This window comes from Vibrio sp. Hal054 (assembly GCF_037162405.1).
GTDB classification, from domain to species: Bacteria; Pseudomonadota; Gammaproteobacteria; order Enterobacterales; family Vibrionaceae; genus Vibrio; species Vibrio diazotrophicus.
In genome coordinates, this window is sequence record NZ_JARLUT010000001.1 from 1,437,623 (window position 1) to 1,460,992 (window position 23,370).

Sequence of the window (23,370 nt, forward strand, 5' to 3'; positions counted from 1 at the left end):
AAACGGTCGCAATTAGCGACCGTTTTACATGGTGTCTTATTTGTTTTCCGCTATCAGAAAACCTTACACGCAAACCCTTTAAGATAGAAACCTTCTGGATACGCGGTATCTGTTGGGTGGTCTGCGGCTTGTTCAAAACGCTCTACGAACTTCACGTCACGTCCAGCATCCAAAGCGGCATCCGCAATGATTTTTTGGAACAGAGCTTGATCCATTAAACCTGAACATGAGTAAGTCAGCAGCGTACCGCCCGGTTTTAAAATTTGCATCGCTAGCATGTTGATGTCTTTATAGCCACGGCATGCACCGTTCAGTTGAGCTTTTGACTCCGCAAACTTTGGTGGGTCCATAATAACCACATCAAACTGAGTACCTTGATCGCGATATTCACGAAGTAGTTTGAATACGTCTGCGTTGAGGAATACAGCACGTTTTTTCGATATATCAAATTCATTGAGTTCTGCGTTGAATTTGGCCGTATCAAGAGCAGGTTGAGAAACGTCAGCGTTGATCACGCGTTTTGCTCCGCCTTTCAGTGCGTATAAGCCAAATCCACCGGTGTAAGAGAAGCAGTTAAGAACTTCTTTGTCTTTCACATATTTCATTGACTGGAAACGGCTGTCACGTTGGTCAAGGTAGAAACCAGTCTTATGGCCGTTAACGATATCAACATTAATTTTGATACCGTTTTCTTCGATCACAACAGACTTAGGTGGCAATTCACCATGAAGAACACCAACACGTTCTTCCAACCCTTCTTTTTTGCGTACAGCAACGTCAGAACGCTCGTAAATATGGCATTCAGGGAAACAGGTATTAAGGGCTTTAACTAACGTTTCTTTTTGGTACTCGGCTCCTGCACTCAGAAGCTGGCACACAAGGTAGTTATCGTATTTGTCGATAGTAATACCAGGCAGGCCATCAGATTCCGCTGCAATCAAACGATAGCCAGTTAAGCCATCACGTTCGATAAAATCGTCACGAAGCATTTGGGCTTGTTGAATTCGTTTGATGAAAAATGCGCTATCAATCTTTTCTTTCTCGAAGCTCCAAACACGAGCACGAATTTGCGAATGCGGAGAGTAGGCGGCTTTTGCTAACCACTGACCGTCGTTTGAATAAACATCGACGGTTTCACCTAAACTTGGTTCACCTTCGATGCGTTGAATACCACGGGAGAAAACCCATGGGTGTTTACGACGTAATGATTTATCGCGGCCTTTGACCAAATAGATTGCAGAAGTCATTGCTCTACTCTGAAGAATGATAGAAAAGGTCGGGTATTGTCGTGGAACTGAGCTTGAAAAGCAACTCGACTTAATGATGTTCGTTATCGAGTGAGCTGAGCCTAATTCCAAACGAACTTGGTTTCGAAAATAAGATCATTATCCAATAGTGAGTGCTAGGTAAAACAATGAGCTAACTATTGGCTATCCTTAAAGGAAGTCGATAAATAGGGAAGATTTCGAATGGCGACAAAGTGCGACAAATTTATTGTTTCCGGTGTGGTTCAGGGGGTAGGGTTTCGCTATCACACTTCTCATCAGGGATTAAAGCTTGGATTAACGGGTTACGCTAAAAACCTGAACAATGGGGATGTTGAGGTAATCGCTTGTGGCCCAGTTGAGCAGGTTGATGAATTTTACGAATGGTTAAAAGAGGGGCCGAGAACGGCGGTAGTCGATAAAATCGTACGCACAACCTGCACGATTGAGAAAAGTTACCGTGGATTTGAAATTCTGTAGGCCTATATTTGCCTAGTCTAATAAGCGAGACCTACAGAAAGAGATACTCAATGAAAGATTAAAGACACTTAGCCGGTTTTGGTAACCCTGCTATTTTTGTCGCCTGTTTTGCCGGACCTTTAGGGAACAGTTTAAATAGATACTTACTGTTGCCTTTTTCAGGGCCGTGTTCTTTTTCCATCGCTTTTACCAGCATTCGAATCGCTGGAGAAGTACTAAACTCTTCGTAGAATTTGCGAACAAAAAGTACCACTTCAATATGTGCATCAGTCAGTTGAATGCCTTCTTGCTCAGCTAAGATGTCCATCATGCCTTCAACCCATTCCGTTGAATTAAGCAGATAGCCCTGAGCGTCAGTTTCGATTGTGTTTCCGTTGTATTCAAACATTGCGTTTAACAGTGAGTTGTTTAACTAATTGCGCATAGGGTAGCGAAGGGAGTGGCTTTGCTCAAGAAGAAAAAAGCCCGAGATAATCTCGGGCTCTTGTATTCAATCAGTTTGAAGACTTATTAGTCGTCGTTCATGATGCCAAGGATGCTTAGCAGGCTGATGAACAAGTTGTAGATAGAAACATATAGCGTGATGGTTGCTGAGATGTAATTTGTTTCACCACCGCGAACAATTTGCTGAGTAGTTAGCAAGATTGCGCCTGTTGAAAACAGAACAAATAGGCCGCTCATCGCCATGTGTAGCATTGGCATTTGTAGGAAGATATTTGCAACCATACCGACTAGTAGTACAACAAAACCAGCCAACAGCATGCCGTTCAGGAATGATAGGTCACGTTTAGTTGTCAGTGCGTATGCAGATGCACCCATGAACGCCAGCGCAGTACCGCCTAATGCAGTTAGGACCACATCACCCATACCAGCGCCAATATACATATTAAGAATTGGACCGATGGTGTAGCCAAGGAAACCTGTAAATAGGAATGTAAATACAAGGCCCATGCTGTTGTTACGGTTCTTCTCTGTTAAGAATAGCAAGCCGTAGAAGCCAACCAGCATGATGATGATACCTGGACGAGGTAGGTTCATCGCCATAGAAACACCAGCAACCACAGCCGACCATAGAAGCGTCATAGAAAGCAGCGCATAAGTGTTTCTTAGCACTTTGTTGGTTTGTAGAGCACTGTCATAAGACGATGTGCGAGAATACATTGGAGTGTTCATACTTTTACTCTTCCTCATTGAAAGGTGTTTCTTGTTTATATAGACATTAATGAGGCTAATAGTTCCGTTTTTCAAGCCTCTGCCTTGTACTAACATTAAAAATAATAAACAAAAATCGTCGAAATAAGCGTGACAAGTTGTAACACAATATTTCCGTACATCTTAGTTTATAGCAGGGTTAATACTAACACTAAATGATGAACTTTTTTGTAAGTTATTGTGGAAATAAACCATTAGTTACAAAAGAAAAAGAGGCGATGATATCGCCTCTTTAAATATGCATGAATCACGCTGATTGTTGGTGAAGCATTAGTGGTGAAGAATCTGCGCTAAGAAGTTTTGTGTGCGATCAGATTGCGGATTTTCAAAGAAATCTTTTGGATTGTTTTCCTCAATGATTTCACCTGCGTCCATAAAGATCACTCGGTCAGCAACTTCTTTTGCAAAACCCATTTCGTGAGTTACACAAAGCATCGTCATACCTTCACCAGCAAGTTCAACCATTACGTCTAGTACTTCGCGAACCATTTCTGGGTCAAGTGCTGATGTCGGTTCATCGAACAACATCACTTGTGGGTTCATACATAGAGAACGCGCAATAGCTACACGTTGTTGTTGACCACCAGAAAGCTGACCAGGGTATTTGTCTGCTTGGTCTGGGATCTTAACGCGCTTCAAATACTTCATTGCAATCGCTTCAGCTTCGTCTTTAGGCATTTTCTTTACCCAAATAGGAGCAAGCGTACAGTTCTCTAAAACCGTTAGGTGAGGGAAGAGGTTAAAGTGCTGGAAACACATACCGACTTCACGGCGTACCGCTTCGATGTTTTTTAAGTCTTCAGTAAGTTCTGTGCCTGCCACTAGAATCTGACCTTTTTGGTGTTCTTCTAAGTGGTTGATACAACGAATCATGGTTGATTTGCCAGAACCTGAAGGGCCACAAATAACGATCTTTTCGCCTTTTTTAACATCCAGGTTGATGTTTTTTAGTACGTGAAACTCACCGTACCATTTGTTCATGTCCTTAATTTGAATCATGAAATCTTCTGCAGTTTGTTGCGTCATAATACGTTCCCTGAATTATTGTTTATCGTTTGTGACCGGTATGGAGTTTGTTTTCTAGCCATATCGAGTATCTCGACATGCTAAAACAGAACACCCAGAACACTAACGCGACAAATACGTAACTTTCTGTAGCAAAACCTAACCATTCAGGGTCGGTGTTTGCTGATTGACCAATACCAAGTACGTCGAACATACCGATAATCAGAACCAGACTGGTATCTTTAAACAGGCCAATAAATGTGTTTACGATAGATGGAATAGTAATTTTCAGTGCTTGCGGAAGAATGATTAAACCCATTTTCTTCCAGTACGACAGACCGAGTGCGTCAGCTGCTTCATACTGACCCTTAGGTATCGCCTGCAAACCACCACGAATAACTTCTGCCATGTAGGCTGAGCTGAACATCACCACACCGATAAGAGCACGGATGAGTTTGTCCGTTTCAGAACCTTCAGATAAGAACAGAGGTAGCATAACGGAAGCCATGAACAGGACAGTGATTAGCGGAACACCACGCCAAACTTCAATATACACCGTACATAGGCTGCGGATGATTGGCATATTAGAACGACGCCCCAAAGCCAGAACCACACCGATTGGCAGAGATACAACAATACCTACTAACGCAATGATAAGAGTAACTAACAAGCCACCCCATTTGTGTGTCTCTACGACTTCTAAACCAAACACGCCACCGTATAACAAACCAGCGATTAGGAATGGATAGATGTTAACGAAAAACAGCCAGATCCAAGTTCTTTTTGGTGTTTTATCGTAAGCAATCGCAGCGACGAACATGGCTAAGGTAATAAAGAATAAGCGAGGGCGCCAAAGTTCAGCTTCAGGGTAGAAGCCGTACATGTATTGTTGCCAACGTACACTAATAAATACCCAACATGCCCCTTCACGGCTACAAGCATCACGAGTGGCACCCACCCAGTCAGCGTTTATAAACGCCCAATCGATAACGTTCCAAAGTCCCATAAAGGCAAAATACGCCAGAATGACAGTGACAATGGAGTTTGCCGGACTGTTAAACAGGTTCTTTCTAAACCAGCCAACGACACCAGTGGTATTTTCTGGCGGCGGGAGACTTGGTTGAAATTGATGTACTTTCATCTTATCTCTCCACCAATGCTACTTTGTGGTTGTAAATGTTCATAAATAGTGATGTGAGCAAGCTAAGTGTTAAGTAAACGCCCATGGTCATTGCAATGATTTCAATTGCTTGACCAGTCTGGTTCAACGTTGTACCAGCAAACACAGAAACTAAGTCTGGATAACCAATCGCCATTGCAAGTGAAGAGTTCTTGGTTAAGTTCAAGAATTGACTGGTTAAAGGCGGAATGATGATTCGCAATGCTTGCGGAATAACCACCAGTTTCAAAGTCTTAGAGCGAGGTAGCCCCAAAGACATCGCCGCTTCAGTTTGGCCATGGCTAACTGCATTGATACCAGAACGAACAATTTCAGCGATAAAGGAGGCTGTATAGATACTGAGTGCTAACAGCAATGCCGCGAGTTCAGGAATAATACTGATACCGCCTTTGAAGTTGAATCCTTTCAATACTGGGTATTCCGCAGAAATCGGCATGCCCATGATGAAATAAACAACCAGTGGTAAACCAACACACAAGCCTAACCCGATACGGAACATAGGTGTTTGTTGACCAGTCAAACGCTGTTTGTTTTTGGCCCAGATACCCACACTGATTGTCGCAATGACACCAACAATGAAGCAGGCAACAACAATGCCGCTTCCAGCTTCAAAAACTGGCGCTGGGAAATAAAGACCGCGAACGTTCAGAAATATAGCTTCGCCCAGGCTCATACTTTCTCTGGCAGACGGTAGCGCTTGAAGCACGGCCACATACCAGAAAAATATTTGTAGAAGTAGGGGGATATTTCGAAAGGTCTCAATGTAAACGGCGGCTAAACGACTCACTAGCCAGTTTGAAGAGAGTCGGGCGATACCCAAAACAAAACCAATAACGGTTGCTAAGATAATACCCAAGAATGAAACAAGAGCTGTGTTAAGCAAACCCACCACAAACGTACGACCGTACGAAAAGGTTTCGTTGTACTCAATTAGGCTCAAACCAATCCCAAAACCTGCAGGTTGGCTCAGAAAATCAAAACCAGTTGCAATACCTCGCGCGCTAAGGTTATTCAGTGCATTGTTTATTATCGTATAAAAGAATAAAGCGAGAGCAGCCAGTGCTATGAACTGAAAAACGACAGAGCGAAAAGTGGGATTATAAAGAAGATTTGTGCTTTTAGCCGGAGCTGATTCCGACATTTGCACTGAATTATTTGTAGGCTTCATACAGCGATAACCTCTTTATCCATTTAGACAAAGGGCGGCCTAGACCGCCCATTTCAATTAGATATCTATTAACGGATAGGTGGAGCGTACATAAAGCCACCCGCATTCCATAATGCGTTTACACCACGTGCAATTTGGAGTGGAGAGCCTTTACCTACAGTACGTTCAAAGCTTTCACCGTAGTTACCAACTTGTTTAACAACTTGGTAGCTCCAGTCATCACGAATGCCTAGGCCAGAACCTTTTGGACCGTCAACACCAAGAATACGTTTGATTTCTGGGTTGTCAGACTTCAGCATTTCGTCTGCATTTTTAGATGTGATGCCATACTCTTCTGCGTTGATCATCGCATTTAGAGTCCATTTCGCAATGTTGAACCATTTGTCGTCGTCTTGACGAACAACTGGACCTAGAGGCTCTTTAGAGATGATTTCTGGAAGTACTACTGCTGAATCTGGATTTGTTAAGTTCAGACGCAGTGCGTATAGACCTGATTGGTCTGTAGTTAGAACGTCACAACGACCAGAGTCGAAACCTTTAGAGGTTTGTGCCGCTGTATCAAATACCACTGGTTTGTAGCTCATACCGCTTGCACGGAAGTAGTCAGCTAGGTTTAGCTCAGTTGTTGTACCTGATTGTACACATACTGACGCACCGTCAAGTTCTTTAGCGCTTGAAATACCTAGATCTTTTTTAACCATGAAGCCTTGACCATCGTAGTAGTTCACACCAACGAAGTTCAAACCAAGTGCTGTATCACGTTGTAGCGTCCATGTTGTGTTGCGAGATAAAACATCTATCTCACCAGATTGTAGAGCTGTAAAACGTTCTTTAGCAGTAAGTGGTACGTATTTAACTTTAGTTTTGTCGCCAAGAACCGCTGCAGCAACTGCTTGACAGTATTCTACGTCAATCCCTTCCCATTCGCCTTTAGAGTTAGGGTTAGAAAAGCCAGGTAGACCTGTACTTACACCACAAGACAAAACACCAGCAGCCATAACTTTATCTAAAGTACTTTCTGCTGCTGAAGCTGAAGTCGCTGCAAAGGCAGAAGATGCCGCTACAACTGTGGCAAGAAGTGTGAGTTTATTCGCCATTTGTATCCTTCCTGTATGATCCATGTTTGACCAGGTGACACCTGATACAAGCTTTATATATGTTGTGTTTTATAGTTAGTTTCCTAATGGGTTGCACTTTTAAGGTGCTTCTCATCAGTTATTTAAAAGCGTAGATATAAATTCTGGATTTCTCAAATACATAATTTAAATAGACTTTCGAGGGAAATCACATACCTAAGCTTGGTTTAGAATGGCTAAATGTTGTGCCAATGTAAATAGTGCAACTAGGCTCACCCTTGGTGCAACAGGATGTCTTCGGGATAATTGACTGAATGTTTGATATATTAACATGCTGTTAACGAATGAAACTTATATGATCATCTAATAATGGATTAAAATTTAGTCATTAATTATTTGATGAGTATTGGCTAGTGATTTTATTGCACCTTTTTTGTTAGCATTACCGAATAGTTATTTACATTGTGATGAAATTTAAATGCAATATTTTCCTCTGTTCCTGGATCTCTCAAATAAAGCTGTTTTAGTCGTTGGTGGAGGCGAGGTTGCATGCCGTAAAATTGACGCTCTATTACGTGCTGGTGCTCGTGTTACTATCGTTTCCCCTCAGATTGCTAAGTACCTGTATAAGCTTGTAGAACAAGGGAAATGTGAGTGGATACAGAACTTCTACTCGCCTAGTGTTTTAAGCAATCGCTTCGTGCAGGTATGGGCGACTACGGATAACCCAGACCTCAATCACCAAGTGCATAAAGATGCAAAAAAGATTGGTGTTTTAGTCAATGTGGTGGACGATTTACCCTATTGCGATTTCATCACCCCTTCGATGATAGATAGAGGCCGAATTCAGATAGCGATTTCAAGCGGAGGCGCGTCCCCCGTGCTTGTGCGCAATGTTCGTGAAACTTTAGAGTCGGTATTGCCGCAAAATTTAGGTCTACTCGCAGAGTTTGGTGCTTCTAAACGAACTTCGATTAAAGAGCGCCTGCCAACAGTTGATCTACGTCGCAAGTTTTGGGAAATGTTTTTTGCCATTAGAGAAGTTAAAGAAGCAACTTCGCGAGAACAGTTGGAAGTTCTATACCGCGCAACTCTAGAAAAAGATATCGAAAACCTCGGTGAAGTCACATGGATAGAATACGGTTCCGACGTTGAACTTCTGCCAATGAAAGCCATGCGATATATGCAACAGGCAGAATTGGTGTTGTTTGAAAAAGGTTGTTCATATGATGTGATTGATCTTTGTCGCCGAGATGCAGAAAGGGAAGAGTTCTCAAGCTCTGCTCAATTGGGCGAGCGTTTAAAACAGGCGAAAAAGGACAGGCAACGAATTTGTGTCTTAGTCTCTCAGCTAACCCAAGAGTTTTCTTTGTTACACAGTCAACAAAGAGTGATAAAGCCGGGCAGTGAAAAGAAATAGCCGAGTAGGCATGGATAAGCTGTTTTTATTCAAAGTCACTATCAATGAAAAGGGCTGACTTCATATATTGAAATCAGCCCTTTTTGATCTTGTTGCGGATGTTACCAGAAATGGCTACAGAACAAATTTCTCGATAGCAGCCGCTACGCCATCTTCATCGTTACTGAGCGTGATGTAATCTGCGATGCGTTTGGTTTCTTCCATCGCATTAGCCATCGCAATACCCATTCCTGCGTACTCAATCATATGGTGATCATTCTCAGCATCACCCATACACATCACTTGGCTTGCTGGCACACCAAGGTGGTCTGCAATCGCTTTAACACCCACACCTTTATTACTTTGTGTGTTCAAAAACTCTAGAAAGTGCGGGGCACTTTGCACCACAGTAAATTGTTGATGCAAATGTGCAGGGATTTTCTTGATCGCTTCAGAGAGCAGGCTTGGTTCAGCGACAATCATGGTTTTGATGATAGGGTGATCGTCTTCTAGCTCAGAAAAGTCCATCTCAGTGATCTTTAAGCCGTCGTTGATTTTCGACTCAAGTTCTGTGAATTCGCTGATACGAGGAGTTATAAGCCCGTGAACTTGGCTGAATGCATGCGTATTTACACCTAGCTCAGCGGCCAATTTGGCGATGGTTTTCGCGGCTTTGCCGTCAATGATTTGCTTGTAGATAACTTCACCAGTCGCGACGTTTTGCACCATTGAGCCATTGTAGTGAAGGACATAATCTTGATCTGAGGTTAATTCCAGCTCTTCAAGTTTGCTACGCATACCATCAATTGGGCGACCTGAAGCAAGAACTACTCGTACACCTTGCTCTTTTGCCAGAGCAATAGCTTGTTTTGTGCGTGGCGTAATTTGTTTTTGGCTATTAAGAAGAGTGCCATCCATATCAAGGGCGATGATTTTGTACATGTGATACCTAGAATGCTTAAATTAATTCGGAAAAGAATATCTATAATTTATGACAGTTTGCTCGTTTGTGATGCAAAGAGCAAAACAAATTGCATGATTAGTTTGAGCCGGAATGCGGATAATTCATTTAGTTCAATGATGATTTTTGTGATTCAGGCGAGGTTTTAAATTGACCTGAAGCAGACCTTCTATTAAGGTCTGCGGCTGCGATTTTTCGGAAATTTGAATTAGGCAAAATACTTTGTACAAAGTTAACGAAATGTTTGAAACGATACAGGGTGAGGGCGTATTTACAGGCGTTCCTGCCGTTTTCGTTCGTTTACAAGAATGCCCTGTGGGTTGCGCTTGGTGTGACACTAAGCAGACTTGGGAAACCAATGAGCACGACCAGCAGTCTTTCGAGCAGATTATTGTAAAGACTGGCGACTCGCCAAACTGGTGCTCTGCTTCCGCACAACAGATCATTGCGATGTATCAGTCGCAGGGATACACAGCGAAGCATATTGTTATTACTGGTGGTGAGCCTTGTATCTATGATTTAGTCCCCCTTACTCAGGCGTTTGAAGAGATTGGCTGCCAATGCCAAATTGAGACCAGCGGAACCTTTGAAGTAAAAGCAACTAAAGATACGTGGGTGACAGTGTCACCAAAAGTGGCAATGAAAGGTAAGCTACCTGTTATCGAATCGGCATTGTTACGTGCGAACGAGATTAAACATCCAGTTGCGACAGACAAAGATATTGAGAACTTGGATCAGTTGCTCCAGTCTGCCAATGTTCCCGAATCAACCGTGATTGCTCTGCAGCCTATTAGTCAGAAGCCGAGAGCAACACAATTGTGTATAGATACTTGCGTAGCGCGTAACTGGCGTCTGTCTATTCAAACACATAAGTACCTCAGTATTGCCTAAAGGATTTACCCATGAAAAAAGCGGTTGTTGTATTTAGTGGTGGTCAGGATTCAACGACATGTTTGGTCCAAGCGCTACAAGAGTTTGATGAAGTTCATGCCATTACCTTCGATTATGGGCAGAGACACAAACTTGAAATAGAAGTGGCTCAAGCGTTAACCAAGAAGTTAGGCGTAACTGCACACAAAGTGTTAGACGTTGGTCTGCTTAATGAACTCGCTATTAGTTCACTGACGCGTGACGATATCCCAGTTTCCCATGAACTCCAGGAAAACGGCCTTCCAAACTCATTTGTACCTGGTCGAAACATTCTGTTTTTAACGCTAGCAGGTATTTACGCATATCAGATTGGCGCGCAAACGGTCATTACGGGTGTTTGTGAAACCGATTTTTCAGGTTATCCAGATTGCCGAAACGATTTCATCAAAGCGATGAACAGTGCTCTTGTCAAAGGGATGGACCGTGAGCTAGAAATCCGCACTCCGCTTATGTGGTTAAATAAAGCCGAAACTTGGGCATTGGCTGATCAATACCAATCGCTTGATCTCGTGCGTAATGAAACATTGACATGTTATAACGGAATCATCGGTGACGGATGTGGTGATTGTCCTGCCTGTCATTTACGTAAGGCAGGGCTGAACGATTACTTGGATAACCGCGCCGCTGTTATTGAGTCTTTAAAGCAAAAGAACAATCAATAGAATCGCTGCAAGCATCGAAAATACAGTTTTGTCCTTTTTGTTTGGTTTTGAATAACGCCTGATCTAAGACGGAATAAAGCTGATTGAAGTCGCTGATTTGTCCTGCCGTTGCCATAAATGCAAAGCTGGTGGACAAATACAGCGGCTTTTTACTACCTGCTTTATTAATGTGATACCAATAAGGCCTAGAGGTTAGTGCCTTATGTAACGATTCAACTCGCTGCTGCACTTCGTACTGATCTACATTGGTTAATACAGTAATAAACTCATCGCCACCCAAACGCCCCCAGAAATCGTCTTTCTTTAAACACTTTTTCATCATATTTGAGATTGTCCTTAGAGCTTTGTTGCCAACTCCGTACCCGTATCTGTCATTAATCAATTTAAGATTGTCGATATCAAAGAGTATCACCACGTTTCTGGTTTCCAATGTTTGAGGCTTTTCGACTGTTTTCAAATGATTAATGAAGACTGTTCGATGAAGGGCATCAGTAAGGCCGTCCATTTTCTGGTTACTTTTTAAATGCACCGATTTGTGAACAAGATATGCGATGGATAGCAGCAACAATACAATAAGCAACAGCAAGTAACGTCGTTCCTGCTTCATTAACTTGACATGGTTGTTTAGCTGTTCATTCTGCGTTAGCAGTTCTGATCTTAAGTTTTTTTGTTGGAGTGAAGATGTCGATTGATCTAAAGCTTCCAAAGCTTTGAAGTGTTCTTGGTCGCGAATAGTAATCTCATTTTCAACGTATTCGCGGTAATACGACAGCGCCAACTCGTACTTTCCACTCTTGTCTGCAATCTTTGCTAACTGACGCAATGCTTGTGTTAGCGTGCGGGCGTTTTGTGATTCTTCAGCAAGAGTTTTCGCTTTTAACCCGTAATATTCGGCTTGTCTGTAATACTTTTTCTGAACATAGGAATTAGACAGTGCAAGTACGATGTCGCTTTTTAAACCGATATCTTTGTATTGAATAGCGTAGTCTAGCCCTTTAAGTAGCTCATTGATGCCTTCGTGAAATGCACCTAATTCATTATGTGATTTACCCAAACCGAGATGAACATAAGCCAACCCTCTGAGATCGTTCTTCTTCAGGTGAATCAAACGGGCTTTATTAAAGTGGGCAATACTTTGGTGCAGTTCCCCTTTGTGATGATATACCTCACCCAAGCTGTGTTCTGTTTGTGCAATGCCATCGTCGTTATGGTTTTCTATGTGAAGGGTCAGAGCACGGTAGAGATATTCTAGCGCTTGTTGATATTGTCCCAAAGTACAAAGTAACAGGCCGATATCATTGAATATTTCAGCGGTGTCCGTTCCTTCTGGAATTTCGTCTAACAAACGTTTGTAGTAGTCCAGAGCGCCTTTGTAGTCACCGATAAGTTCGAGATTCTTAGCTATAACAATGAAAGCACGGTATCGAGGTAGAACAGGGTTGCTGCTGTGCTCGAGTGAATGCTGAAGCTGGTCGCAGAAGTTTTGGCTGTGTAAATAGTTCCCTTGCAGGTTTAGCAAGCGGCACAGATGGTACTCAAACAAGAAAATGCCATCACTATCTTGTCGCTGCTTCATTCGTGAATAGAGCTCTTGGTAAATTTCACCGGCTTCAAAGAATTGCTTGTTTTCCTCTTTATTGAGCGCTTCTATAAATTGTTTCTCTTCTTTGCTGTAAGCAAGCTGAGTGGTGTTGTCACTGCCGAAATAATGCAGTCCATGCCTTGTCATATAATCGTGGATACGGCTAGCTATGTAGAGCTTTTCTGAACTCGGTGGGAGTGAGGTATACCTGTCCTTGAGAAGTTGAAGCACAGAGTTGGGATTGCGACTCAGGGTTTTGTTAACCACCGCTTCCCATTCAGCTCTTTCACTCGCTTGGCTGATAGGGTTGAAGAAAAAGAATGAGAAGAAAAGAATGGCAGTGTAAATATTAAGCATTTCAAGCACTGTAAGCTGAGGAACCTGACAACTATATGCTTGTGGAAAGAGGCTCTCAATTCGTTATTTTTGCCAGATGATAATCTGTGAAATGCGCCGAAGTTCACTCCAAATAAGTTGCATTTTCAGGACAAAATCAGTTTCAAACAGTTAACTTAAACACAAGAAAAAAGGGTGGGTTCGAAATTACTAACACTATTTGAAAACTAAGTAGATAATGCCGCGCACAATATCAGGTCAATCGATCTTAAATGTCTCAATTTTTTGTTTTCGAGAGGAAATGCCTTGAACGCAGCTGAAATCATGACTCAATTTAACCGTCATGAGCGCATGCAAATTGAAGTACCCGGTTGGGAGATCTATTTGGATAATACGCTTGTTAGAGTGGTCTCTCCCGATGAAGATGGGAGCTTTATTGCTTATTTCAATTTAGATACCTCAAAGGCGTCTGAAGTTATTGATCAGCAAATGGAATATTTCTACCGTTTAGGTAAAAACTTTGAGTGGAAAGTCTATGATTTCGACAAGCCAAGCGATATCGACAGGACGCTTCTCAACAAAGGCTTTTATGAACAAGATCCAGAGTCCTTCATGGTTTTGGATCTCCGTGTCTATGATTCAGTCCCGGAACTTCAGACTCAGTGCGTTGAGGTGTTTGATGAACGTGGAATCCGTGATGCAATTGCAGTCAAGCAATCTCAAACAGGTGAAGATTGCAGTGGTTATTTTTTGCATCTGTTGAACCTCAAACAAACTCGTCCTGAGAACATCCGTATTTATGTTATCTATGATGGTAACCTGCCAGTTTCTTCTGCGTGGGTGATCTTCAACAGTGACACGTCACCATTTGCTGGGATTTGGGGCGGAAGTACGGTTCAAACTCACCGTGGGCGAGGGTATTATCAAGCATTGCTCAAGCAGCGCATCAGAGACTCAATCCTCGCGGGTAAGCAATACCTGTATATTGACGCTTCTGAGATGAGTCGACCTATTGTTGAGCGATACGGTTTTAAAGTTATCGCTAAAACCACACCGTATTTCTATCGACACCCAGATCTTAACTAACCTATTTAAAACAAATATTTACTACATGAATAATTAAGGATCCTTAAAGATCATGAAGTAAGAGCTAAAGCACAATTACTGTGTTAATAACCAGTGTTTTATTGACAATTGTGTAACCTTATCTATACTGTACACATAAACAGTGCTAGAGGAGGTAACTTATGTTGTTAGAAACATTAGAACGCATTAACCGCCTACGCCAAGAGGCGATGTCTAACCCTGAGTTTATAGAAATGGCTAAGGAACACGAAGCCACACTCAAACATGTCGAGCAAGAATTTGAACCGAAACGGTCTCGACGTCATGCCACAAAGCACAAAAACAAATCCCTTGCCGATATCTATCAACAATCTGATTTCGGCTCTAATCCATCTGGCGTTCAACACTGATCAAACAAAAGCTTGAACGTATAATTAGTTAAAAGCAAAAAGGCTCATGTGAATTCACATGAGCCTTAAATATTTTAGAGCTAAGCTTCGTTTGTTTGCAGATAAACAAGAGCTAAAAATCGGCTTTCTTTACAAAGTATGGATTAGAGTATTTGCGCTCTGGCCCAAACTGAGAGATCACCAGCTTGTTCCATAGATTCTTATCAAATTGTGCTTTAGGGATAGAAGGGTAAAGAGTCTCAACTTCCTCCCAAGCGTGAACCATTAACTCTTTTTTCTTTATCTTATTGTATTTGTTGACGATATCGTTGTACTTACGCATCCATTCTATTTTGTACTGGCGTAAAGCTGGCTCTGCCTGCTCAAGGGGTACACGAGACAAATAAACACGTTTGTACGACACTTTCTTGTCAATCATGGTGAGCATAGTTGTTTGAATGTATTTGCCATGATGAGTGATAGAAATATCGTCTTCAGAGAAAGGTGTCAGGCACCAGCCTCTGGGTAGAAAATCTGGTTTTTGGAATTGCTTGTTTCGAACGATGAGTGCATTGTGCAACACAATATCCGAGGTGCCACGAAACGTCGCTTGCCATTTAGCAATACGAACCTGAATAGAACCCGGCAGACGATAAACGTTAGTAAACTTATCTTGATTCATTGGCTTTCACGATCTTTAAGTAATGCTGTAAGAAGTTAATACGAAAGTTATTGCCATTTCGAATATAAGGTATCGAAAACGATCTACACCTTGGGTTGAACTCATTTGAGTGTAAATCAACTTATACTCTTCTCAACTGAATCTGCAATAAGGTTGATGGTATTCACTTAGGCAAATCACATTCGCTAAGTAATTTAATTCAGCAACGTCTCTATGGTTTGCAAATTCAAATCGAGTAGAGAATTTCTCGCCGCTTACAGTGAGTTAGCCACTCGGGCTGCGAGGGCGCACATTCTACAACGGTTCATAGCTCAAATGCGAGTCTAAAAATGCGCATTTTTTCGTCTAATTGAAAGAAAATATATATAGAAATGAACGATGAAAGAGAGTTTGAGCATAGTTCGTTTTAACGAAGAGGGAATTTTCAAAAAACTGAAGCCGCTTAACGAGACGTTTAAGGCGGCTTCAGTTTAGATTTTGTTAGTGAGAAATGAGCGTTAAACCATGGGGTAAGGCATCACCAAAAATACGCTTAGACTCTGTTTCACTCAGTTCACTGACATTTTCGACCAACTGTATCCAAGCTTCAGGCGCTCGGCTTTGCTTGAGTTTCTCAAGAACCAAAGTTCTAAAATCGTCTGAGATATCCAGCGTTCTATCGCCAGTTTTACGGCAAATCATCACTGCTGCAAACGCGATCATTGGTTCTTTCAGCCAGTCTTTGTCTAGCAGTTTTGGTAACCATTGCTGAACCTGCTCACGAGCAACGACATTGTGTGCACTGCCATACAGAGGTGTACGAGACAACAGACGACCGACAGCCCACCAATGAGCTTGTTCATACTGAGTTTGGTTCAGGGCTTTATTAATAAACCAAGTTGCCAGTAGAACTTTATCTTCCACGTCCAGATGTTCTAACGAAGCGGCTAAGCGAACCATGGCTTCGTAACCTTTATCTTGCGCTTCTTGCTGAGATTTCGGATTTCGTGAAGCACCGGGATGCAGATACTTAGCAATATCCGCCAGCAGTGTCTCTTGCTGCTCTTGGTTTAACCCGCCCGCGATACGACGCCAGAATACCCACCAGTCGCTCCAGCCTTGGTGGTTTTGGAACTGAATGCCTTGTTGGTATAAACCCCAAATCTGTTCGATTCGCCAACTGTCTGTGGCATCACCAAAACCTGGTCGCAATGCAAAACCGGCTAATCGTAACCAGTTCTTTTCATGTTGTTCAGAGCGACGACGACGTTTTCTTCCCTGTGCCAAAGTATCAAATAGGGAACGCAAAACGGAAAAATCCCACTCGTCGCGTTTACCTAGTAGTTTCTCCAGATCTTTGTTCAAGGTTTTCACGGCTTTGCTATCAGCGCTGTTTTTATTACCGCTGTATATTTGCGTCACCAGTGTTTTCGCCTGTTCAAGTTTTGGATTCGGCTTTTCTGATTCTTCATTGTTCTGAGCTTGGCTGCTGTTACGTACTTCAAACTCCATTAGCCAGCGTTTGTTCTCATCGCTGGTGGATACACACTCCATTTTCAGTGTGCCGACTTCGGTCAACTGGCAAGCAATAAATACCTCTTCGCGTTGCTTTTGGTTTGCCTGTAATTGAATATTGTCGTCACCCTGTAACGTAGTGATGTAAGGTGGCAAAGGCTGGAACTTATCTGCATCAATCTCAACGAGTACACCATTTTGTATTCTGGTGTTGTCAGCGATTTGATCGTGCGTTGAGGTAAGCAGGTTAAAACGAACGGGCATACCTAGCGTTAGCGAGAAACGACGGCTGCTTAGACGAATTTCTTGACCTTCTTCCGTTCCTTTTGCCAACAGGCACAACGCTTTGCCCATGCTGTTTTTTTCTTTCAAATGAAGGAAATAAGAACGGGCAGAGCCACCACCGATTTTCAGTTGTGCGCCACGGCGTGCTTTGGCAAAAGCCACCGCGCCCAAAGCAACCGACCAGTCTGGATGAGGGTTGTCCAGTTGGGTAATGGCTTCACCACGCCAGTGACCCAGCAGGCTCAACATGCGTTCTGTGATTAAGTCACTGTTAAAAACACCGCCGTTTAGCAACAGACCAACAGGGATTGAAGGGGAGCTAAGCTCCGTTTCGTTTAGTGCTGCTTTGGACACTTGCTGATGCTGAGTAAGAAACTCTGCTACGTGTTTACTGACTGCAGGGTCGGCAACATAAGGCAGACCAAACTCCATCATCGCGCTACGACGTTTGTTTGGCAGTTCAGAGAAATCAGACACAGGGAAGAAACCATCTAATGCAATCTGGTGAACTTCCTGTTTAGTTAAGCTGACGCTCTTTGTACCGCCAAGCAGTTTTGAACCGCTGCCCAACATGGTGATTTTCACTGTCTCTGGTGCGTTACCGGAGAGCAAGTTTTCTTTCGCTTGTCGGGTTTGCTGAATAAGCTTTGTTAATCCCGCCGCAGTGAGCTTCTTACTTTGATTAAATCGGCTTTCTGCTAAATGAGCGAGTGCTAGGTCGAGGTTGTCACCGCCAAGCATTAGGTGTTCACCAACGCCAATACGGTTTAAAGTCAGCTCTCCGCTTTCAAACTTCGCTTCAATCAAACTTAAGTCGGTGGTACCACCGCCCACATCACAAACTAAAATTAGTGGAATTTCTGACAGCTGTTCATCAGCAGAATCTTTATGGCGTGAATACCAGTCATAACAGACCGCTTGTGGCTCTTCTAACAGAATTATGTTGTTTAAACCAGCCAGCTTGGCCGCTTCTAAGGTCAGGTTTCGCGCGGTTTCATCAAATGAAGCCGGAACGGTGACGACAACTTCCTGAGCTTCCAGAGGATTACTTGGATGTCGGTAGTTCCACGCTTGGCGGATATGGTTGAGATAACTGGCGCTTGCTACTACAGGGGAGACTTTTTCGACATCAGCTGCACCAGCCCAAGGAAGAATGGCTTCAGAGCGATCCACACTTGGATGAGACAACCAGCTTTTTGCACTTGAGACTTGTCGCCCTTCGACCTTTGCTCCTAAATCTCTTGCCCACTGGCCAATAATAGCGAGTTCGGTGTCGCCTTCGACGGGGTGGTTATCCCAAGGCAGGGTTAAATCGCTGGCCGCAATTTGACCCGGTGCAGGGTGGTATCTAAATGAAGGTAACAGTGGTTTACGAACCACTTCACCGGGGCCTATTAACTGATCAATAGGAAAGAGTTCTACAGCGGCATGTTCGAGATCATCCATCAGTTCACAGAATGCGACCACTGTATTAGTGGTACCTAAATCGATCCCGACAAGAAAACGCGGTGCTGCCATAATAATAGAAACCTCGTTATATATTCAGATAGATAAACGGCATCGCTAGGGATGCCGTTTAAAGATTAATGTTGCTGCTGAGAATCTTCGCTTGATTCTCTTACATCGAATTCAACATGCCACTTTTGGCCGTTGTCCGCTGCAATCGCTTCTAGATAAAGAGTCCCCAACTCAGTCACTCGTGAAGCAAGAGTCACAGGAACCACTTCTCCTTCACGACGTCCTTCTGAAACAGGCAGTGTAACTTGAATTTCAGGCAATTCTTCCAGCTCCTCTGGTGCCCAATAATCAAGGTGAGTACCTGCAATATCATCTCGGCGAGTGGTTGAACCAAAGAACTGGAAGTGAACTGGTTGACCAATCACAAGGCCAAAGTGTTGGCTTGGAACTTCAACATGTGAACCTTCTTCCATGCCAAATGGTGCAACACAAAGAGCTTCCATTGGCGGAGCCATACCCGGAATAGCAGGCATCGCACTTTCAATACCGACGTAATAAGCTGAAGCAATACCACCACGAATTCGAACACCTTGTCCACGACGCACGTTACCGTAGTATGCTGCGCCGCTTGCAACAGCGAGATCTAGGTCAAGACCAGTAAGACGTTTCGCCTGAGCAGCTTGTGCGCTGCTTAGCCATTGGTTAATGGTAGTAAACAGTCTGTTCGCTAACAGATCAGACTTAAGCACACCACCGTTAAACAAAACTGCGTTAGGCTTGATGAAATTTGCCACCGGCGCAGACATACCCGGAATCCCCGCCATATTGAATGGCGCAGGCTCGCCATAGCTCTGACCGCTGTTCTCACCGTTTGCTTGAGCATCGGCTTGCTTTGACAAGAAAGCCGCGATGTGACGAGTAATACCGGCATCTTGTGCATACGGCAGACCCATATGAGTCAAAGCGCCACGAGGTTTTTGCACAGGGTGATCTGTGATAGCAACTTGCGGGAAGAAACCATCAACCAGTGTTTGCTGTACTTCTTCTTTAGTTAATTCCGTTTTTAACGTCGCGCCCAATAGTTTAGAACCGCGGCTTGGCACCACAATCGGTACAGATTGTAGTTCAGAATCTTTCAGAAGCGCTTCTTTAGCATCGCGACAAGCGTGCGTCATTGCCTGTACTTGCCACGGTTGGAGTTCTTTGCCTTCTTGAGCAAGCTTCATTTTCAGACGGTAGGCAAGCGCTAGATCCATGTTGTCGCCACCCAGCAAAATATGTTCACCAACCGCAATACGGTTCAGTGAAAGATTGCCCTGATCTTCCGTGACTTCCACCAAAGATAAGTCAGTTGTACCGCCACCGATATCAACCACCAGAATGACTTCACCGACGGACACTTCATTGCGCCAAGCATCACTGCTGTTGTTAATCCAGCTATAAAGCGCTGCTTGTGGCTCTTCTAACAGAGTTAAATGGGTGAACCCCACATTACGAGCCGCTTCAGCGGTAAGATCACGAGCTGCTGGGTCGAAAGATGCAGGTACAGTAATGGTGACATCTTGTTCTGAAATTGGGTGAGCAGGGTGCTCATGGTCCCAAGCTTGCTTAATATGCTCTAAGTAAAGCTCAGTCGCACGCAGTGGCGAAACTTTTGCCACATCTTCAGGGCTACCTTGAGGTAGAAACGCATCGCGACGATTCACGCCACCATGACACAACCAAGATTTCGCACTGGCAATCAGACGAATCGGCGTTTTCACACCAAGATTACGCGCAATTGCGCCAACCAAGGCTGGTGGTGTATCTGTCCAAGGAAGCTTTCTGGAAGCCTCTGACATTTCATGTTCATGAGGCTGGTATAAAAACGAACCGAGCTGTTCGCGGGTTTCAACAGTACCCGGTGCTGTCATCTGAGCGATGCCCATGACTTTAACCGCTGGGTTTTCCGCTTGCGTATCAACATAAGCGAGAACGCTGTGCGTGGTTCCTAGGTCAATACCAATACTGAATTTTGCGTTTTGTTCCATTACAGCTCAACCTCTGCCGGAGCAATAATTGAAGCATCGTAGTTTTCAGCAAGTTTTGGCAGCGTCATAGAGTCCGCTTTCCAACCTTTATGAATCAGAGTGCCAGTGAACGGCGCAGAGCCAGAAACATTGCCTACCAATCTAACTTGCTGAGCATTGAAGCCTTCTTCCAACGTGATACGACTTTCTTCGTCTTCACTGCGTACAGGAGAAAGAGAAACATACTCTTTTAACACTTTTTGACCACCAGCGTGGATTACACGAGCAGCGGCACCGACTTCTTCGTCAGAAAAACCAGCTACGTCTTCTTTTAGGAAATCAATGAGACGCGCTTCTTGTTGGAACAGAGAAAGCAATTGCATTGCAGAGTCTGTATTGGCTGTTGCCAGTTTTGATTCAACTTCGACCACTTTCTCGACGATTTTTTCAACTTCGACAATTTTTTCCACTTCAACGATCTTTTCAACCGGCTTTTCCACTTCCACAATTTTTTCTACTGGTTTCTCAACCACTTTCTCGACCACTTTGGATTTACGAGATACGGCAATAAGTAGAAGCAGAACGCTAGACGCGGCTAAACCAGCATGAAGGATATCGAAAGTGGTTGGAATGGCGTTTAAATCGAAGTTCATGATGAATTCTCTATAGATGGATGAATGCAGAAAATGTTGAGCAAAATTACTGCACGACTAGATAAAAGTTAGCAAAAAAATAGGGGCGAATCTTACCATATTCAAGGATTAAGGCTTACAGAAATGCGGTTTTCTCACTATTAATCTCGTTCAATAGACTATCTTTTAAACACTGTTGAAGAATAAGTAGGCAAATGAGTTCACTGTGCGTGGCTTACTCAGGCTAAATTACGTTTGAGCGTCGAGTTTTGACTTTTGTTCAGGTAACATAGCGGCTTTTCAGTTTTAGATTTTCAGCTTTAAAAGAAAGGGACCAGATTTACCAATGAACTATAACCGTGTTGTTTGCTTCGATTTGGAAATGTGCTGTTGGAATGAAAACGGAGTGGGCACGACTGGCGAGATCATTGAAATAGGGCTGGCTGAAATTGATTTATCGGCAGGAGAGGTCGTAAAACGCGCTCAGTATTACGTTAAACCTGAACATGACGAAATTTCGCTGTTTTGTACCGAGTTAACGGGTATCACACCGAAAAAAATAGAGAAGCAAGGTCGCCCATTGGCTGAAGTGTTAAAGTCGATGGTGAAGAATTTTGGTGGTCCACATAAGATTTACGCGTCTTGGGGACGAGATGATCAAATCTTAATCAATGAGTGCCAACAAAAGGGAATTGATGTGCCGTTTAAAGAGTTCCTTAATCTCGCCACCCTATACCGCATTCAAAATCGCCTTAAAGATAAACGTATTGGCCATCGAGCGGCTCAAGAAGGGAAAGGAATTGAGTGGGAAGGTCGCCAGCATTCAGGATACGTGGATGCTTACAACTTAGCGAAGCTTGCATTAACTATGCTTTAAAAATCGCTCATCAAAACAGTTGAGCATCAAAACCGCTGATTATCAAAACAAAGGGCACTGAAGTGCCCTTTGTTGTATCTGTCGCGGTTTATTGCTTATTTGCCGTCATCAGTTTCGCGCGAATAAACTGGTGGTGGTCTACGTAAAGTAGCTCTGATGCTTTACGAATGACGGCATCTTCCAATGGGTCAATTTCGCCGTCAGCGTGGGCAACTTCCCACATCGCTTTTATCAGTTCAAAACGTGTTTCTTGTGAAAGCTCACGTAACTGAGAAGTGAAATCGTACAGTGAGGCAGACTGTTTAATTTGTTCTTCCGCTTTGATAATTAAAGATTCAGCCTCGGTTTCATTTAAACCTAATAAGCGTTGAACCAGATGCAGTTTGGCTTCCTGCTCCTTGCTATCTGTTTGGTAGTCAGCGCCCGCAACTTCACTCAATAAGCATGCGATCGCAAGGTTTGGGCTCTGTTTTTGCTGGCTTAGGTCTTGGCCATCGAGCAACTGTTTGAACAAAGAGGTAATTGCGTTGAACATAATGAAATCTCACTCACTTATATATTTCATCTATTAATTTTAAAGACCGATTTTAAGCCAAACAGTTCAATCGGGTTTAGCTATATCAGCGAGAAAGGGAAGACTAGTAATCATCATCGGAGACAAAAGGTTCAATCAATTCAATAAATTCTGAGCTGGTACGCTCATGAGCCATCACCAGTAAGGTCAGCAACATTTCTGCTTTGGTTTTAATGCCTTTGTCTTCTTCACGCAAAAGGCTTTCAATTTGGCTGCGAATCATCTCAATTTCATGTTCGACAAATCCTCGGCCTTCTTCTTCGCCTTGATCTTCTTCTGGTGCATTGTCGAATTCCAGAAACAAGAAATCGTCATTAAGATGCGTATTGATCAAGCGCTCTGGCAGCCAATCTTCACCCATCACGATATCTGGGTCGAAGTCTTGTGGAAGTGAGTCTAATAACGCTTTAAGTTCTGATGCTTTCAAAATGTGGTCTTATTGGTATTCCAGTCTGCGTATATTAACGGCCAAACGTCATGAAAACTAAGTATTCTTAACCTCATTCTCTTAATAAATGTGGGGCGTGCCACTAAATTTGTCCAATTTAGGCAGTACCTATAAAAAAGCAGCCCTTGATGGACTGCTTTGAATGCACTGAGTTATGGACTACTGGCTATGTTGTAGCTTTATCCCCTTCCTACTTGAAGC

General features: G+C 43.3%; 22 protein-coding genes. 7 read left to right on the forward strand and 15 right to left on the reverse strand.

The features are described from left to right. Positions 1-53: 53 nt before the first annotated feature. Positions 54-1,247 (reverse strand): class I SAM-dependent methyltransferase, encoded by a 1,194-nt coding sequence (locus P4S58_RS06615; protein WP_337163283.1) that lies wholly within the window; start codon positions 1,245-1,247, stop codon positions 54-56. A gap of 222 nt (positions 1,248-1,469) precedes the next feature. On the opposite strand from P4S58_RS06615, the gene yccX reads away from it, so the two are divergent. Further along, positions 1,470-1,745, forward strand: a complete 276-nt coding sequence (yccX, locus tag P4S58_RS06620) for an acylphosphatase (RefSeq protein WP_102955053.1) — start codon at positions 1,470-1,472, stop codon at positions 1,743-1,745. Positions 1,746-1,803: 58 nt separating this feature from the next. Here the strand turns inward: yccX and P4S58_RS06625 are convergent, their stop codons facing one another. The 6 genes from P4S58_RS06625 to P4S58_RS06650 all read right to left on the reverse strand — a co-directional run bounded on the left by P4S58_RS06625 (position 1,804) and on the right by P4S58_RS06650 (position 7,407). Further along, positions 1,804-2,133 carry a TusE/DsrC/DsvC family sulfur relay protein gene (locus tag P4S58_RS06625; protein WP_337163285.1) on the reverse strand — a complete coding sequence of 110 codons (330 nt, stop codon included), beginning with the start codon at positions 2,131-2,133 and terminating at the stop codon, positions 1,804-1,806. A 122-nt stretch (positions 2,134-2,255) separates the two neighbouring features. Continuing rightward, positions 2,256-2,918, reverse strand: a complete 663-nt coding sequence (locus P4S58_RS06630; protein ID WP_042482578.1) for a Bax inhibitor-1/YccA family protein — start codon at positions 2,916-2,918, stop codon at positions 2,256-2,258. Positions 2,919-3,227: 309 nt separating this feature from the next. Further along, the gene (locus P4S58_RS06635) at positions 3,228-3,983 is read right to left on the reverse strand and encodes an amino acid ABC transporter ATP-binding protein (RefSeq protein ID WP_102955055.1); all 756 of its coding nucleotides are present in this window, start codon (positions 3,981-3,983) and stop codon (positions 3,228-3,230) included. 22 nt (positions 3,984-4,005) lie between these two features. Then, entirely contained in the window at positions 4,006-5,103 is a 1,098-nt protein-coding gene (locus P4S58_RS06640; protein ID WP_042482572.1) for an amino acid ABC transporter permease, read from the reverse strand. A gap of 1 nt (position 5,104) precedes the next feature. Further along, positions 5,105-6,310: an amino acid ABC transporter permease gene (locus P4S58_RS06645; protein ID WP_102955056.1), complete on the reverse strand. Its 1,206-nt coding sequence runs from the start codon at positions 6,308-6,310 to the stop codon at positions 5,105-5,107. 68 nt (positions 6,311-6,378) lie between these two features. Continuing rightward, positions 6,379-7,407, reverse strand: a complete 1,029-nt coding sequence (locus P4S58_RS06650) for an amino acid ABC transporter substrate-binding protein (RefSeq protein WP_042482566.1) — start codon at positions 7,405-7,407, stop codon at positions 6,379-6,381. Between the two features lie 457 nt (positions 7,408-7,864). Here P4S58_RS06650 and P4S58_RS06655 point away from each other — a divergent pair, with 457 nt between their 5' ends. After that, positions 7,865-8,806, forward strand: a complete 942-nt coding sequence (locus P4S58_RS06655) for a precorrin-2 dehydrogenase/sirohydrochlorin ferrochelatase family protein (protein WP_102966597.1) — start codon at positions 7,865-7,867, stop codon at positions 8,804-8,806. 114 nt (positions 8,807-8,920) lie between these two features. Here P4S58_RS06655 and yidA read toward each other — a convergent pair whose 3' ends face one another. Further along, entirely contained in the window at positions 8,921-9,727 is an 807-nt protein-coding gene (yidA, locus tag P4S58_RS06660; protein WP_102966596.1) for a sugar-phosphatase, read from the reverse strand. A 241-nt stretch (positions 9,728-9,968) separates the two neighbouring features. Between yidA and queE the strand changes: the two genes are divergently transcribed. Beyond that, positions 9,969-10,637 carry a 7-carboxy-7-deazaguanine synthase QueE gene (gene queE / locus P4S58_RS06665; protein ID WP_337163293.1) on the forward strand — a complete coding sequence of 223 codons (669 nt, stop codon included), beginning with the start codon at positions 9,969-9,971 and terminating at the stop codon, positions 10,635-10,637. 11 nt (positions 10,638-10,648) lie between these two features. Continuing rightward, complete coding sequence (queC, locus tag P4S58_RS06670; protein ID WP_102968000.1) at positions 10,649-11,338, forward strand: 7-cyano-7-deazaguanine synthase QueC; 690 nt, start codon at positions 10,649-10,651, stop codon at positions 11,336-11,338. Here queC and P4S58_RS06675 read toward each other — a convergent pair. Next, positions 11,304-13,277 carry a tetratricopeptide repeat-containing diguanylate cyclase gene (locus P4S58_RS06675; protein ID WP_337163296.1) on the reverse strand — a complete coding sequence of 658 codons (1,974 nt, stop codon included), beginning with the start codon at positions 13,275-13,277 and terminating at the stop codon, positions 11,304-11,306. The genes queC and P4S58_RS06675 overlap by 35 nt on opposite strands. A gap of 285 nt (positions 13,278-13,562) precedes the next feature. Between P4S58_RS06675 and P4S58_RS06680 the strand changes: the two genes are divergently transcribed. After that, a complete protein-coding gene (locus tag P4S58_RS06680) occupies positions 13,563-14,342 on the forward strand; it encodes a GNAT family N-acetyltransferase (protein WP_337163299.1) in 780 nt (259 codons plus the stop codon). Positions 14,343-14,503: 161 nt separating this feature from the next. After that, entirely contained in the window at positions 14,504-14,731 is a 228-nt protein-coding gene (locus tag P4S58_RS06685) for a hypothetical protein (protein WP_042482548.1), read from the forward strand. 112 nt (positions 14,732-14,843) lie between these two features. Here P4S58_RS06685 and P4S58_RS06690 read toward each other — a convergent pair whose 3' ends face one another. The 4 genes from P4S58_RS06690 to P4S58_RS06705 form a co-directional block, all read right to left on the reverse strand. Further along, positions 14,844-15,392: an MSHA operon transcriptional regulator gene (locus P4S58_RS06690; protein WP_337163302.1), complete on the reverse strand. Its 549-nt coding sequence runs from the start codon at positions 15,390-15,392 to the stop codon at positions 14,844-14,846. A 480-nt stretch (positions 15,393-15,872) separates the two neighbouring features. Next, on the reverse strand, positions 15,873-18,689 hold the full coding sequence (locus P4S58_RS06695) for an Hsp70 family protein (RefSeq protein WP_337163304.1): 2,817 nt from the start codon (positions 18,687-18,689) through the stop codon (positions 15,873-15,875). 65 nt (positions 18,690-18,754) lie between these two features. Continuing rightward, positions 18,755-20,659, reverse strand: coding sequence for an Hsp70 family protein (locus P4S58_RS06700; RefSeq protein WP_337163306.1), 1,905 nt, complete (start codon positions 20,657-20,659; stop codon positions 18,755-18,757). Continuing rightward, entirely contained in the window at positions 20,659-21,291 is a 633-nt protein-coding gene (locus P4S58_RS06705; protein WP_102968004.1) for a DUF2760 domain-containing protein, read from the reverse strand. The genes P4S58_RS06700 and P4S58_RS06705 overlap by 1 nt, the downstream gene beginning before the upstream one ends. Before the next feature lie 325 nt (positions 21,292-21,616). Between P4S58_RS06705 and P4S58_RS06710 the strand changes: the two genes are divergently transcribed. Beyond that, positions 21,617-22,147, forward strand: coding sequence for a 3'-5' exonuclease (locus P4S58_RS06710; protein ID WP_337163308.1), 531 nt, complete (start codon positions 21,617-21,619; stop codon positions 22,145-22,147). Positions 22,148-22,235: 88 nt separating this feature from the next. On the opposite strand, the gene P4S58_RS06715 is transcribed toward P4S58_RS06710, so the two are convergent. After that, the gene (locus P4S58_RS06715) at positions 22,236-22,682 is read right to left on the reverse strand and encodes a tellurite resistance TerB family protein (protein WP_337163309.1); all 447 of its coding nucleotides are present in this window, start codon (positions 22,680-22,682) and stop codon (positions 22,236-22,238) included. A 103-nt stretch (positions 22,683-22,785) separates the two neighbouring features. Then, complete coding sequence (locus tag P4S58_RS06720) at positions 22,786-23,148, reverse strand: hypothetical protein (protein ID WP_102987072.1); 363 nt, start codon at positions 23,146-23,148, stop codon at positions 22,786-22,788. Positions 23,149-23,370 lie beyond the last annotated feature (222 nt).

What these genes read in the sequence shown, in the direction of transcription:
- P4S58_RS06695 (WP_337163304.1), bottom strand. Translation starts at nt 18,689, where the DNA reads ATGGCAGCACCGCGTTTTCTTGTCGGGATCGATTTAGGTACCACTAAT.
- yccX (WP_102955053.1), top strand. Translation starts at nt 1,470, where the DNA reads ATGGCGACAAAGTGCGACAAATTTATTGTTTCCGGTGTGGTTCAGGGG.
- P4S58_RS06615 (WP_337163283.1), bottom strand. Translation starts at nt 1,247, where the DNA reads ATGACTTCTGCAATCTATTTGGTCAAAGGCCGCGATAAATCATTACGT.
- P4S58_RS06715 (WP_337163309.1), bottom strand. Translation starts at nt 22,682, where the DNA reads ATGTTCAACGCAATTACCTCTTTGTTCAAACAGTTGCTCGATGGCCAA.
- P4S58_RS06685 (WP_042482548.1), top strand. Translation starts at nt 14,504, where the DNA reads ATGTTGTTAGAAACATTAGAACGCATTAACCGCCTACGCCAAGAGGCG.
- P4S58_RS06640 (WP_042482572.1), bottom strand. Translation starts at nt 5,103, where the DNA reads ATGAAAGTACATCAATTTCAACCAAGTCTCCCGCCGCCAGAAAATACC.
- P4S58_RS06625 (WP_337163285.1), bottom strand. Translation starts at nt 2,133, where the DNA reads ATGTTTGAATACAACGGAAACACAATCGAAACTGACGCTCAGGGCTAT.
- P4S58_RS06700 (WP_337163306.1), bottom strand. Translation starts at nt 20,659, where the DNA reads ATGGAACAAAACGCAAAATTCAGTATTGGTATTGACCTAGGAACCACG.
- P4S58_RS06655 (WP_102966597.1), top strand. Translation starts at nt 7,865, where the DNA reads ATGCAATATTTTCCTCTGTTCCTGGATCTCTCAAATAAAGCTGTTTTA.
- queC (WP_102968000.1), top strand. Translation starts at nt 10,649, where the DNA reads ATGAAAAAAGCGGTTGTTGTATTTAGTGGTGGTCAGGATTCAACGACA.
- P4S58_RS06710 (WP_337163308.1), top strand. Translation starts at nt 21,617, where the DNA reads ATGAACTATAACCGTGTTGTTTGCTTCGATTTGGAAATGTGCTGTTGG.
- P4S58_RS06630 (WP_042482578.1), bottom strand. Translation starts at nt 2,918, where the DNA reads ATGAACACTCCAATGTATTCTCGCACATCGTCTTATGACAGTGCTCTA.
- yidA (WP_102966596.1), bottom strand. Translation starts at nt 9,727, where the DNA reads ATGTACAAAATCATCGCCCTTGATATGGATGGCACTCTTCTTAATAGC.
- P4S58_RS06650 (WP_042482566.1), bottom strand. Translation starts at nt 7,407, where the DNA reads ATGGCGAATAAACTCACACTTCTTGCCACAGTTGTAGCGGCATCTTCT.
- P4S58_RS06675 (WP_337163296.1), bottom strand. Translation starts at nt 13,277, where the DNA reads ATGCTTAATATTTACACTGCCATTCTTTTCTTCTCATTCTTTTTCTTC.
- P4S58_RS06690 (WP_337163302.1), bottom strand. Translation starts at nt 15,392, where the DNA reads ATGAATCAAGATAAGTTTACTAACGTTTATCGTCTGCCGGGTTCTATT.
- P4S58_RS06705 (WP_102968004.1), bottom strand. Translation starts at nt 21,291, where the DNA reads ATGAACTTCGATTTAAACGCCATTCCAACCACTTTCGATATCCTTCAT.
- P4S58_RS06645 (WP_102955056.1), bottom strand. Translation starts at nt 6,310, where the DNA reads ATGAAGCCTACAAATAATTCAGTGCAAATGTCGGAATCAGCTCCGGCT.
- P4S58_RS06635 (WP_102955055.1), bottom strand. Translation starts at nt 3,983, where the DNA reads ATGACGCAACAAACTGCAGAAGATTTCATGATTCAAATTAAGGACATG.